This window comes from Streptomyces sp. NPDC097619 (assembly GCF_040302735.1).
Taxonomy (GTDB): Bacteria; Actinomycetota; Actinomycetes; order Streptomycetales; family Streptomycetaceae; genus Streptomyces.
The window spans coordinates 20,369-33,375 of record NZ_JBEOSD010000085.1 but is presented as its reverse complement, the minus strand read 5'-3'; the positions used below and the strand labels follow the sequence as shown (position 1 = coordinate 33,375).

Annotated in this window: 9 protein-coding genes; 6 read left to right on the top strand and 3 right to left on the bottom strand. The window is 73.3% G+C overall.

Annotation, left to right across the window (positions count from 1 at the left end; translation table 11 throughout):
* Positions 1-212 precede the first annotated feature (212 nt).
* The 3 genes from ABTZ17_RS22455 (at position 213) to ABTZ17_RS22445 (ending at position 4,235) form a co-directional block, all read left to right on the top strand.
* Positions 213-1,628, top strand: coding sequence for an NAD(P)/FAD-dependent oxidoreductase (locus ABTZ17_RS22455; protein WP_352197464.1), 1,416 nt, complete (start codon positions 213-215; stop codon positions 1,626-1,628).
* Positions 1,629-1,828: 200 nt separating this feature from the next.
* The gene (locus ABTZ17_RS22450) at positions 1,829-2,281 is read left to right on the top strand and encodes a hypothetical protein (RefSeq protein WP_352197463.1); all 453 of its coding nucleotides are present in this window, start codon (positions 1,829-1,831) and stop codon (positions 2,279-2,281) included.
* A 124-nt stretch (positions 2,282-2,405) separates the two neighbouring features.
* Complete coding sequence (locus ABTZ17_RS22445) at positions 2,406-4,235, top strand: chitinase (protein WP_352197462.1); 1,830 nt, start codon at positions 2,406-2,408, stop codon at positions 4,233-4,235.
* Here ABTZ17_RS22445 and ABTZ17_RS22440 read toward each other — a convergent pair.
* Positions 4,223-4,846, bottom strand: coding sequence for a phosphatase PAP2 family protein (locus ABTZ17_RS22440; protein WP_352197461.1), 624 nt, complete (start codon positions 4,844-4,846; stop codon positions 4,223-4,225). The genes ABTZ17_RS22445 and ABTZ17_RS22440 overlap by 13 nt on opposite strands.
* A 405-nt stretch (positions 4,847-5,251) precedes the next feature.
* Positions 5,252-6,586 carry a 4-aminobutyrate--2-oxoglutarate transaminase gene (gabT, locus tag ABTZ17_RS22435; RefSeq protein ID WP_352197460.1) on the bottom strand — a complete coding sequence of 445 codons (1,335 nt, stop codon included), beginning with the start codon at positions 6,584-6,586 and terminating at the stop codon, positions 5,252-5,254.
* A 205-nt stretch (positions 6,587-6,791) separates the two neighbouring features.
* On the opposite strand from gabT, the gene ABTZ17_RS22430 reads away from it, so the two are divergent.
* The 3 genes from ABTZ17_RS22430 (at position 6,792) to ABTZ17_RS22420 (ending at position 12,541) form a co-directional block, all read left to right on the top strand.
* On the top strand, positions 6,792-9,140 hold the full coding sequence (locus ABTZ17_RS22430) for an ATP/GTP-binding protein (RefSeq protein ID WP_352197459.1): 2,349 nt from the start codon (positions 6,792-6,794) through the stop codon (positions 9,138-9,140).
* 148 nt (positions 9,141-9,288) lie between these two features.
* A complete protein-coding gene (locus ABTZ17_RS22425; protein WP_352197458.1) occupies positions 9,289-10,848 on the top strand; it encodes a PucR family transcriptional regulator in 1,560 nt (519 codons plus the stop codon).
* Positions 10,849-11,095: 247 nt separating this feature from the next.
* On the top strand, positions 11,096-12,541 hold the full coding sequence (locus ABTZ17_RS22420) for an aldehyde dehydrogenase family protein (RefSeq protein WP_352197457.1): 1,446 nt from the start codon (positions 11,096-11,098) through the stop codon (positions 12,539-12,541).
* A gap of 145 nt (positions 12,542-12,686) precedes the next feature.
* Here ABTZ17_RS22420 and ABTZ17_RS22415 read toward each other — a convergent pair whose 3' ends face one another.
* A complete protein-coding gene (locus ABTZ17_RS22415) occupies positions 12,687-12,827 on the bottom strand; it encodes a hypothetical protein (protein ID WP_352197456.1) in 141 nt (46 codons plus the stop codon).
* Between the last annotated feature and the right edge of the window lie 180 nt (positions 12,828-13,007).

Here is a 13,007-nt window from a genome sequence, read left to right as displayed (position 1 = left end):
GGCGCCTTGCGAGGCGCTCGGCCTCCGAAGGAGAGATCAAAGAGCCGAGACGGAGCGAGCGCAGCGAGTGCAGTGGCACCAGACGCCGCGGGCCTCACCGGCAAGATCCAAAAAACACGACCCAGGGCAAGCGCGCTCCCCCGGACCTTCCGGAGGGTAACGGGCAGAATGCCCGTGAAAGACCCGAGAAACTCTGTAGGGAGTTGGAAGCCATGGCCCCAGTCGCCATGCGAAGTGTCACACGATCCCTTTCCGAAGCGCTGCCGGTCTCGTACTGGCTCGACGACCCCGGCAAGCCCGCCCCGCAGCCCGCCCTGACCAGCGACGAGCACTGCGACCTGCTGGTCATCGGCGGCGGCTACAGCGGTCTGTGGACCGCCCTGCTGGCCAAGGAGCGGGACCCCGGCCGGGACGTGGTCCTCATCGAGAGCAAGGAGGCGGGCTGGGCCGCCTCCGGACGCAACGGCGGCTTCTGCGCGGCCTCCCTCACCCACGGCTTCGCCAACGGCCTGGCCCGCTGGCCGAAGGAACTGGCCCGCCTGGAAGAGCTCGGCGCGCAGAACCTCGACGCCATCGAGGAGGCCGTGGCCCGCTACGGGATCGACTGCGATTTCGAGCGGACCGGCGAGATCGACGTGGCCACCGAACCCCACCAGATGGAGGAGCTCCGCGAGCTCCACGAGGAGGCCGAGAAGCTCGGCTTCGGCGGCTCCGTCCTCCTCGACCGGGAGGCCCTGCGCGCCGAGGTCGACTCGCCCACCTTCCTGGGCGGCCTCTGGGACAAGGACGGGGTGGCCATGCTCAACCCCGCCCGTCTCGCCTGGGGCCTCAAGCAGGCCTGTCTGGACCTGGGCGTGCGGATCTACGAGAACACCCGCGGCCTGAAGATGGGCGCCTCCGGGGCAGGCATGGCCGTGAAGACCCCCTACGGCCGGGTCTTCGCCCGCCGGGTGGCGCTCGGCACCAACATCTTCCCCTCCCTGGTCAAGCGGATCCGCCCGCTGACCGTGCCCGTCTACGACTACGCCCTGATGACCGAGCCGCTCACCCCCGAGCAGCGCGCGGCCATCGGCTGGGGCAAGCGGCAGGGGCTCGGCGACAGCGCCAACCAGTTCCACTACTTCCGGATCACCCCCGACCACCGGATCCTGTGGGGCGGCTACGACGCCATCTACCCCTACCGGGGCAAGCTCGACTCCGAGTACGACCACCGCCCCGAGACCTACCTGAAGTTGGCCCGGCACTTCTTCACCTGCTTCCCGCAGCTCGAAGGGATCCGCTTCAGCCACGCCTGGGGCGGGGCCATCGACACCTGCTCCCGGTTCTCGGCCTTCTTCGGCACCGCGCACTCCGGCAAGGTGGCCTACGCCGCCGGGTACACGGGTCTCGGCGTGGGCGCCACCCGCTTCGGCGCCGACGTGATGCTGGACCTGCTGAGCGGGGTCCGCACCGAACGGACCGAGCTGGAGATGGTGAAGTCCAAGCCGATGCCCTTCCCGCCGGAGCCGCTGGCCTGGACCGGCATCGCCCTGACCAAGTGGTCGCTGGCCCGGGCCGACACCCGCGGCGGCCGCCGCAACCTCTGGCTGAAGACCCTGGACCGCTTCGGGCTGGGCTTCGACAGCTGACCCCCGGGCCCTCGGGCCCCGCGACAGCACGGCAGCGCCACCTGAGGGTGTGCGCCCCCGGACGACGGGGGCGCACACCCTTTCGCGTGAAATGCCCCCCACCACTCCGATCGGTCCGCCGGATCCGCGTCATCGCGGCGCGTCCGGGCGCTCTCCTCCCCCGGAAGCACTTCGTCGACGGGAAGCGGAGGAGAGACGGGATGTACGGCTCGGGGGTCAAGGCCGCGGTGGACTGGCTGGCGCAGGTGGCGCCGGATCCGGACGCCTGCCGCTGGGAATGGGAGCGCAATCCGCTCGGGGTGGTGCTGCTGCCCGCGGGCCGCCGCTGGGACGTGCTGATCCTGCCCGGGGACCTGGGCCGGCCGGCGCTGGAGGTGATGGACCTGCTGGCCCCGAGACCCGGACCGGTGCTCGCCGACTTCGGGGAGGAGCGGCTCGGGTTCTTCGTACCGCCCGGCACCGCGGCCCGCTGGGTCGGCACCGGAGTGCGGGGCGCGGGCGGCGGCACCTGGATCGTGGTGCCGCACCCCGGCCGGGACACCGGGGGCATGCACTGGGTGGTGCCGCCGGACGGATCGGGCCTGCTCACGGACCCGGTGGTACTGGAACTGGCCATGCACGAGGCGGTGGCCCGGGTGGCGGGGGCGGGCTGAGCGGAGCCGGGCCGGGGCCCGTCGGGGCGGGCGGTCGTTGCGCGGGGTCTTGACAGCGCGATTGGTCTGGACCATCTTTCGTGCGACGCGTCGCCTCTCCATCCCCCATGCAACGGAGGAAGTTGTGCAGCGCCCCATCCCCACCCGCACCCCCGCACGGCTGCTGTCCTGGCTGACGGCCGCCCTGCTGGCCGGAGCCGGCCTGCTCACGGCGGGCCCGCCGGCCGCCGCGGCCGACGCCGACCTCGCCCGCAACGGCGGCTTCGAGGCCGGACTCGACGGCTGGTCCTGCAGCTCGGGCAGCGGTGCCGTCACCGGCTCGCCCGTGCACGGCGGCAGCTCCGCCCTGAAGGCCACCCCGGCCGGCCAGGACCACGCCAAGTGCAGCCAGACCGTCCAGGTGAAGCCCGACTCCTCCTACACCCTGGCCGCCTGGGTGCAGGGCGGCTACGTCTACCTCGGAGCCTCCGGCACCGGCACCACCGACGTCTCCACCTGGACCCAGACCCCCGGCGCCTGGCAGAAGCTCTCCACCACCTTCCGCACCGGCCCGAACACCACCTCCGTGACCGTGTACACCCACGGCTGGTACGGGCAGCCCGCCCACTACACCGACGACCTCAGCCTGATCGGCCCCGACCCGGGCACCGGCGGACCCCAGCTGCCCGCCGCCCCCACCGGGCTCGCCGCCGGCACCGTCACCTCCACCTCCGCCGCCCTGAGCTGGTCCCCGGTCGCCGGCGCCACCGGCTACCGGATCTACCGCGACGGCACCCAGGTCCTCAGCCCCACCACGACCTCCGCCACCCTCACCGGGCTGGTCCCCTCCACCCCGTACTCCTTCCAGGTCAGCGCGGTCAACGCGGCCGGGGAATCGCCCCGCAGCGCCGCCGTCGCCCTCGTGACCGGGCCCACCGACCCCGGGGACCCCGGCACCGGCCTGCCCCCGCACGCCCTGGTCGGCTACCTCCACTCCAGCTTCGCCAACGGCTCCGGCTACCTCCGCATGGCCGACGTACCCGCCTCCTGGGACGTGATCAACCTGGCCTTCGGCGAGCCGACCTCCGTCACCTCCGGTGACATCCGCTTCAGCCTCTGCCCGGTCGCCGAGTGCCCCGGCGTGGAGACCCCCGCCGAGTTCAAGGCCGCCATCAAGGCCAAGCAGGCCGCCGGCAAGAAGGTCCTGATCTCCATCGGCGGCCAGAACGGCCAGGTCCAGCTCGGCACCATCGCCGCCCGCGACGCCTTCGTCACCTCCGTCTCGAAGATCATCGACGAGTACGGACTCAACGGCCTCGACATCGACTTCGAGGGCCACTCCCTGTCCCTGGCCACCGGGGACACCGACTTCCGCAACCCGACCACCCCGGTGATCGTCAACCTGATCTCCGCCCTGAAGACCCTCAAGGCCCGCTACGGACCCGGCTTCGTCCTCACCATGGCCCCCGAGACCTTCTTCGTGCAGCTCGGATACCAGTTCTACGGATCCGGCCCCTGGGGCGGCCAGGACCCGCGGGCCGGGGCCTACCTGCCCGTGATCCACGCCCTCCGCAACGACCTCACCCTGCTGCACGTCCAGGACTACAACTCCGGCCCGATCATGGGCCTGGACAACCAGTACCACTCCATGGGCGGCGCCGACTTCCACATCGCCATGACCGACATGCTGCTCACCGGCTTCCCCGTGGCGGGCGACGCCACCCGCTTCTTCCCCGCCCTGCGCGCCGACCAGGTGGCCATCGGCATGCCCGCCACCACCAACGCCGGCAACGGGCACACCTCACCGGCCGAGGTCCGCAAGGCCCTCGACTGCCTGACGAAGAAGACGAACTGCGGGACCTACCAGACCCACGGCACCTGGCCCTCCCTGCGCGGGCTGATGACCTGGTCGATCAACTGGGACCGGTTCGGCGGCTGGGAGTTCTCGAAGAACTTCGACTCCTACTTCGGCTGAGCCGTAGCCGTAGCCGAATCCGTAACCGAACCCGTTCCGCGCAGCCGCTCCCGGCACAGCAGCCAGGAGGGCGACAACAGCACCACGCACAGCAGCCAACTGGCCAGCACGTCCAGGGGCCAGTGGAAACCGCGCAGCACCAGACCGACGGCCGTCGCCAGGGAGAGCACACCGGCGGCGGCCGTCGACCACCACCTCCGGCCCGCGCCGAACAGCGGGGCGAGGAGCAGGGCCGCGGCCCCGTACGCCACCGTCGCGGTGGCGGTGTGGCCCGAGGGGAAGTAGCCGGCGGCCCAGGGCTCCAACGGCCCGTTCCGCGCCGTCCACGCCTTGAGCGGCACGATCACCGCGGGGACCAGCGCCATCGCCAGCCCCGCCACCAGCGGCTCCCGCAGCCGCCGCGTGCGCCGGGCCGTCCAGACCATCGCCAGGGCGAGCACGGGCACGGCCACCGGGATGTTCCCCAGGTCGGCCAACCGCTCCGTCACGCCGTCCGGGACCGTGCGCACCAGGGCGCGGCTCAGTCGTTCGTCGGGTGACAACAGGGGACCCCGGACCCGTACCTGCCAGGCGGCCAGGACGAACAGCATCAGCGCGAGGGCGGCCGTCACCAGGGGCCCGCGCGGAAGGCGGGAGGACGGCGGGGGAGGGGGCGCGGTCAAGGCCGCGGGAGAAGTGGCCGGCCGTCCCGGAACAGGGGGGATGGTTCCGGGACGGCCGCCCGGACCGGGGTGCCGCCGGCCCCGGGGGGTGTGGGGCGGGCGGCCATCCGATCGGTGAGGAATGTGCGCGGGCGCACACCCGGCAGGGGGCTGGGGAAGCCCGGTACCGGTCTCGTCAGCAGTTCCCTGCGGACGGGGTGTTTCACTCATCTGCAGAAACCGTACGGCAGCGGAAGGGGGGCCGACAGCGGGAACGCGCTCCCGCCATCGGCCCCCCACACCATCTTCACAGCGCCCGCCGGTTACCGGCGGTACCGGTCGACGGTCGTCCGCACACCCGTTCCCGAGCCTCGATCAGATGGTCGCGAGAGCGGCCTCGATGACGTCCAGGCCTTCGTTGAGGAGGTCCTCGCCGATCACGATCGGGGGCAGGAAGCGGAGCACGTTGCCGTAGGTGCCGCAGGTGAGGACGAGCACGCCCTCGTTGTGGCAGTACTTGGCCAGCGCGGCGGCCGCCTCGGGGAACGGGGTCTTCGACGCGGGGTCCTTGACCAGCTCGATGGCGATCATGGCGCCGCGACCGCGGATGTCGCCGATGATCTCGTGCTTCTCCTGCATGGCCGTCAGGCGGGCCTTCATGACGGACTCGATCTTCTTCGCCTTGGCGTTGAGGTCGAGCTCCTTCATGGTCTCGATGGAGCCGAGCGCGCCGGCGCAGGCCACCGGGTTGCCGCCGTAGGTGCCGCCCAGGCCGCCCGCGTGCGGGGCGTCCATGATCTCGGCGCGGCCGGTCACGGCGGCGAGCGGCAGACCGCCGGCGATGCCCTTGGCGGTGGTGATGAGGTCCGGGACGATGCCCTCGTCCTCACAGGCGAACCACTGGCCGGTGCGGCAGAAGCCGGACTGGATCTCGTCCGCCACGAACACGATGCCGTTGTCGTTGGCGAACTTCACGATCGCCGGCAGGAAGCCCTTCGCGGGCTCGATGAAGCCGCCCTCGCCGAGCACCGGCTCGATGATGATCGCGGCCACGTTCTCCGGGCCGATCTGCTTGGTGATCTGGTCGATCGCCTGGGCGGCGGCCTCGGGACCGCAGTTCTCGGCACCGGTGGGCCAGCGGTAGCCGTAGGCCACCGGCACGCGGTAGACCTCGGGGGCGAACGGACCGAAGCCCTGCTTGTACGGCATGTTCTTCGCCGTCAGCGCCATCGTGAGGTTGGTACGGCCGTGGTAGCCGTGGTCGAAGACGACGACGGCCTGGCGCTTGGTGTACGCACGGGCGATCTTGACGGCGTTCTCCACGGCCTCGGCGCCCGAGTTGAACAGCGCCGACTTCTTGGCGTGGTCGCCCGGGGTCAGCTCGGCCAGGGCCTCGCAGACCTCCACGTAGCCCTCGTAGGGGGTGACCATGAAGCAGGTGTGGGTGAAGTCCGCCAGCTGCGCGGAGGCGCGGCGCACCACGGCCTCGGCGGAGGCGCCCACCGAGGTCACGGCGATGCCGGAACCGAAGTCGATGAGGCGGTTGCCGTCGATGTCCTCGATGATGCCGCCGTCCGCACGGGCGGTGAACACGGGCAGCACGGAGCCCACGCCGCCGGCCACCGTGTTCAGACGGCGGGCCTGCAGCTCCTGCGACTTCGGGCCGGGGATCGCGGTGACGATCTTGCGCTCCTGCGGAACAGCGCTCATGGGGGCTCCTGGGGGTGTTTCGGACGCACTGGTGTCTTCGTCCGCAGGCTAGGCCCGGCAGGGGGGCCGGGGCATGCTCCATCAGGGAGTGGTGCCCGCGTGTCCTTGTCCGTGACGGCCATAGGCGGTACGGGGGAGTGTCTTGTGGCTCCTGCCACTAGATTGAGCGGCGCAGTACGGGAACACGGTCAGGGGGCAGGGGTTCATGGACACCGACGGCACGCACGACGCGGCACGCCGGGCGCGGGTACCCCGCCCGGCCGGACCGCCCCCCGCCCCCGCCGGACGGCCCCCGGTGCCCCCGCCCCCCACCCACCGGCCGGGCGCCGGCCCCACCGTCGACTGGATCCGCACCGCCCGACCCGCCGCCGCCCCCGGGATCTGGCGGTACGGGCACGTCCCCCGCTCCTCCGACGAACCGGAGCGCACCCCGGACCGCGCCCTGGCCACCGGCGCCCTGATCTCCTTCCTGGCCTGCGTCCTGGTGTGGTCGCTCCTGGACAACGGCTACATCCCCTACTGGGACCTGCTCCTCAAGCTCTTCACGCCCCGGGACTGGTGGGAGTTCGGCCGTCCCGTGGACCACCGCGGCAACGCCGCCCTGGAGTTCTACCGGCTCCTCCTCACCGGACTGCTCCTCTACGGCTTCGGCCGGCTCGGCAGCTGGCCCCTGGCCTTCGACCGACTGGTGGCGGCCCGCGGACCGGGGGCCCGCGCCGTAGCGGCGGGCGCCTTGGCCCTGACGGGGTTCCTGCTGGTCAGCACCAAGACGCTGACCATCGAGGACCTGGCGTTCAGCCATCTGCCCTACGACCTGTTGCGCGAGTACGTCGCCGTCGTCGTCCCACTTCTCTACACGGTCATCTACTTGCCTCTGCTTTGGTGGTGCGTCCGGGTTGCGGGCTGGAAGGGCTGGAAGGGCTGGACCGGGCGGAAGGTCGTGGCAGGTACTTCAGAGCCCCCCTCGCTCGCCCCCGACGCCCCCGCCGAGGATCCCGCGCGGTGGCCCGGGCTGCGGGCGGCCGGGCTCGGTGAGGCGGCCGATGTGCTGACCGCCGAGACCGCCGCCGGGCGGGTCAACGACGTCGACTACGCCCGACTGCGCCGCGCCTGGCGTTCCGTGGAGGCCGACCCGGCCCGGCTGCCCGCCTTCGCCGAGGCCGTCCGCACCCAGGGCGGCGCCGCCTGCCTGCACCCCTCCCGCCACCGCGACCTGCCGGTCCGGGCCGCCCGCCACGACCTCGCCACCGGTCAGGTCCGGCTCGGCGCCGTCGACGGCGGGGACCGGACCCCGTACCCGCGCCGCGGCACCGGATTCGCCCTCGACCCGGAGGTCCTCGGCACCTCCCTGCTGGCCGTCGGCCCCTCCGGCGCCGGCAAGACCCGCCGGCTGGTCCGCCCGGTCGCCGAGTCCCTCGCCCTCCAGGCCCTCGCCGGTCAGGCCGCCGTCGTCGTGGTCGGCGCCGCCGGGGCGCCCCTGGGGCCCGACGAGTCCTACGACGTGGTCGTCAAGATCGCCGACCCGGCCTCCGTGTACGACCTCGACCTCTACGGCGGCACCACCGACCCCGACGAGGCCGCCGCCCTGCTCGCCGAGGGCCTCGCCGCCGACGCCCCCGGGGACACCGGACGCCGCGCCGCCACCGCCCTCGCCCAGCTCCTCGGCCCCTTCCGGGTCGCCCACGGCCGTTTCCCCGGGGTCCCCGAACTCCGCGAACTCCTCGACGGCGGCCCCGCCGCCCGCGCCGGACTGCGGGCCGCCCTGGAGGCCGGCGGCCACCACGGCATGCTCCGCGAGCTCGACGCGCGCGACCGGCAGGAGCAGGCCCCCGGCGACCCCGGGCCGCTGCTCGCCGACCGGATCGCCCTCCTGGACCGGCCCGCCTTCGCCGGCTTCTTCGACACCGCCGGCACCGGCAGGCCCTTCTCCCTGCGCTCCCTGGAACACCCCCTGCGGGTCCGCGTCGACCTCCCCGAACGCGGCCACGCCGCCGCCTCCCGCCTGCTGGCCCGGCTGCTCCTGGCCCAGTTCACCGCCGGCGCGGCCGCCCGCGCCGACCGCTCCCTGTTCGCCTGCCTGCTCCTGGACGACGCCGCCCACACCCTCACCGCCGAGACCGTCCGCGGCATCCAGCACCTGCGCTCCGCCCACGCCGGTGTGCTGCTCTCCCTGCGCACCCTGGACGACGTGCCCGAGGAACTGCGGACCCCGCTGCTCGGTGCCGTGGGCTGCCGGGTCGCCTTCTCCGGGGTGACCACCTGGGACGGCAAGCGGTTCGCGGAGGCCTGGGGCACCGAATGGGTGGAGACCCGGGACGTCACCCACCGCACCGTCTACGCCGACCAGCCCCTGACCCGGATGGTCAACTCCTTCCGGAAGCTGGTCACCGGCAAGGCCGTGACCACCGACGCGGTCACCGTCCGCCAGGTGGAGCGGGAGCGCTGGTCCGCCTCCGAGCTGGCCCACCAGGTCCCGCCCGGGCACGCCGTGGCCTCCCTGACCACCGTCCGCGGCGAGCGCACCACCCCCCTGCTGGTCGACCTCGACGGCTGACCGGGCCGGCGCGTTCCGGCCCCCGCGCCGGCCCCCGATCCCGCCGGGCCCCGCGCGGTCCGGCGGTGCCGACCCTGCCGGGGTGGCAGAATCGGAGGACGCCGTTCATACGCCGCGGCGCAATCCCCTGCGAAAGCCCACGGTACCGATGCCGCTCACCCTCGCCTCGCTCGTCCAGCACTCGGCGCTCCGACTCAGCGTCCGCGCGGGGGAGGGCCGCCTCGACACCCCGGTCCGGTGGGCCCACGTCAGCGAGCTCGCCGACCCCGTCCCCTACATGGAGGGCGGCGAACTGCTCCTGATCACGGCGATGAAACTGGACGCCGAGGACCCCGAGGAGATGCGCCGGTACGTCCGCAGGCTGTCCGCCGCCGGGGTCGTCGGCCTCGGCTTCGCCGTGGGCGTCAACTACGAGGAGATCCCCGCGGCCCTCCTCGACGCCGCCCGCGCCGAGGACCTGCCCCTGCTGGAAGTGCCCCGCCGCACCCCCTTCCTCGCCATCAGCAAGGCAGTCTCCGCGGCCCTCGCCGCCGACCAGTACCGGGCCGTCACCGCCGGCTTCGAGGCCCAGCGGGAACTCACCCGGGCCGCGCTCTCCGCCGACGGCCCCACCGAGCTCCTCACCCGGCTCGCCGCCCACGTCCAGGGCTGGGCCGCCCTCTACGACGCCTCCGGCGCCGTGGTCGCCGCCGCCCCCGACTGGGCCGCCCGCCGGGCCGCCCGGCTCACCGCCGACGTGGAGCGGCTTCGCGAACGCCCCGCCCCCGCCAGCGCCGTCGTCGGCGGCTCCGAGGACCGCGTGGAACTCCAGTCCCTCGGCACCGGCCGCCGTGCCCGCGGCGCCCTCGCGGTGGGCACCGGTGCCCCCCTCGGTACCGCCGAGCGCTACGCCGTCCACTCGGCCGTCGCCCTGCTGACGCTCACCACCGAGCGCTCCCGCTCCCTGCACGACGCCGAGGCCCGGCTCGGCGCCGCCGTCCTGACGATGCTCCTCGCCGGGGAGGCCCCGCACGCCCGCGCCGTGGCCTCCGCCCTCCACGAAGGACTCCTCGACCGGCCCTTCCGGCTGGTCGTCGCCGAATCCGCCGTCCCCGAGGCCCTCGCCCTGCTCGCGGAGACCGCGGAATCGGCCGCCTCGCGCGCCGGGGAAGCCGTGCTCGCCGTCCCCGACCCGGACGCCGGCCGGCTGGTCGTCCTCGCCCCCGACGGCGGGGCCGCCGTCCGGGCCTGCGCCGACCACGCCGAATCCCTCGAAGCCCCCGACCCGGACGGCCGGCCCCCCGCCCTGCACGCCGGACTCTCCGCCCCCGCCCTCCCCGAGGCCGCCGCGGAGGCCCTCCGCCAGGCCGAACAGGCCCTCGCCGTGTCCCGCCGGCGCGGCCGCGTCCTCGTCGAGCACGAGGAACTGGCCGCCGGCTCCGTGCTGCCCCTGCTCGCCGACGACGCCGTCCGCGCCTTCGCCGAGGGCACCCTGCGGGCCCTGCGCGAACACGACGCCACCGGCCGCGGTGACCTGCTCGCCTCCCTCCAGGCCTGGCTGTCCCGGCACGGCCAGTGGGACGCCGCCGCCGCCGACCTCGGCGTGCACCGCCACACCCTTCGCTACCGGATGCGCCGCGTCGAGGAGATCCTCGGCCGCTCCCTCGACGACCCCGACGTCCGCATGGAACTCTGGCTCGCCCTCAAGGCCACCGGCACCCCCGCCTGACCGGACCCGGCCGGTACCCCGGCCTTCCGCTCGTCCCGGTCACGCCGGTCATGCCGGCCACACCGGTCATGCCGGTCACACCGGTCACCCCGCCCCGCTTACCCCGCCGGACCGCCCCCGAGGACCATGACAAAGCGGCGCGGCCGCCCGCCACGCTGCTCCAGACCGGACAAGCGCCAGATCCGGCCCGCGCCCCTACCGTGGTGGGGACAGACTCACCGCACAGATCCGAAGGGCCGGGATCCGCATGACTTCCACCCACGCCTTCTGGCTCGCCGGCCGCCAGGCCACCGGCGAGGACAGCTTCGACGTCCACAACCCGTGGGACGGCCGTCAGGTCGGCACCGTCAGCGTGCCCACCGACGCCCAGGTCGAGGAGGCCGTGGCCGCGGCGTACGCCGTGACGGCGGAGTTCTCCGCCACCCCCGCCCACGTCCGTGCCGCCGCCCTGGACCACGTGTCCAAGCGGCTCACCGAGCGCACCGAGGAGATCGCCCAGCTGATCTCCGCCGAGAACGGCAAGCCCATCAAGTGGGCCCGCGGCGAGGTCGGCCGCGCCGTGTCCGTGTTCCGCTTCGCCGCCGAAGAGGCCCGCCGCTTCAACGGCGGAGAGGCCCAGCGCCTGGACACCGACGCCGGCGGCACCGGGCGCCTCGCCCTGACCCGCCGCTTCGTCAAGGGCCCGGTCCTCGGCATCGCCCCGTTCAACTTCCCGCTGAACCTGTGCGCCCACAAGGTCGCCCCGGCCATCGCCGTCGGCGCCCCGATCATCCTCAAGCCGGCCCCCGCCACCCCGCTGTCCGGCCTGATCCTCGGCGAGCTGCTCGCCGAGACCGACCTGCCGGCCGGCTCTTGGTCCGTGCTCCCGGTCGCCAACGACAAAATGCCGGCCCTGGTCAAGGACGACCGCCTCCCGGTCATCTCCTTCACCGGCTCCGACACCGTCGGCTACGCCATCCAGCAGTCCGTGCCCCACAAGCACTGCACCCTGGAGCTCGGCGGCAACGCCGCCGCCGTCGTCCTCGCCGACTGGGCCTCCGAGGCCGACCTCGACTGGGCCGCCACCCGCATCGCCACCTTCTCCAACTACCAGGCCGGCCAGTCCTGCATCTCCGTGCAGCGCGTGATCGCGGACGCCTCCGTCTACGACCGGCTCGCCGAGAAGGTCGTCGAGAAGGTCCGCGCCCAGGTCACCGGCGACCCCGGCGACGACGCCACCGACGTCGGCCCCCTGGTCTCCGAGGACGCCGCCAAGCGCGTCGAGTCCTGGGTGGACGAGGCCGTCGCCGCCGGCGCCAAGCTCCTCACCGGCGGCAAGCGCGACGGGGCCACCGTCGAGCCCACCGTCCTCGCCGAGGTCCCGGACGGCGTCAAGCTGGCCTGCGAGGAGGTCTTCGGACCCGTCCTGACCCTGCACCGGGTCGAGGGCACCGACGAGGCGTTCGCCAAGGTCAACGACTCCAAGTTCGGCCTCCAGACCGGCGTCTTCACCCGCGACGTCCAGATCGCCTTCCGCGCCCACCGGGAGCTGGAGGTCGGCGGCGTGATCATCGGCGACGCCCCCTCCTACCGCGCCGACCAGATGCCCTACGGCGGCGTCAAGCAGTCCGGCGTCGGCCGCGAGGGCGTCCGCTACGCCATGGACGACTACACGTACGAGCGGGTCCTGGTCCTCACCGGCCTCGACATCTGATCCGTACGCGAAGAGCCGACGGCCCGAGCCCACTGTGCGGGGGCTCGGGCCGTCTTCTATTTTATCGACCTGACCTGCGGGAACGTCTAACCTTGACTGCCTTTTGGCGAGCTGACGGGAACACGTCCTGTGGTCGTCCTCGCGGTCAACCGGGTCGCGGAACCGCTCGCCTGTCCACGGTCACCAGCCGCAGCCGCCGGCCGTCGCGGGAGAAGCCGACCGCGGTGCGCGGGGCGGCGGTGTCGTTCGGCTCGCCGTCGGTGACGGTCGCGCTGATCACCGGCATTTCCAGTCCACAGGACACCCACGCTCCCATCGGGGCTGATGAAGCATGACGAGTCGTACGCGAAGTGTGCGGACTTTCACATGGTGGCGAAGTCGCGCTTACCGAGAAAACTCGGGCCGCTGGCCCCGGGTGAGTTGCGCCGCGAACCGGCTGGAATCGGTGATGGATCGGCGTCACCTG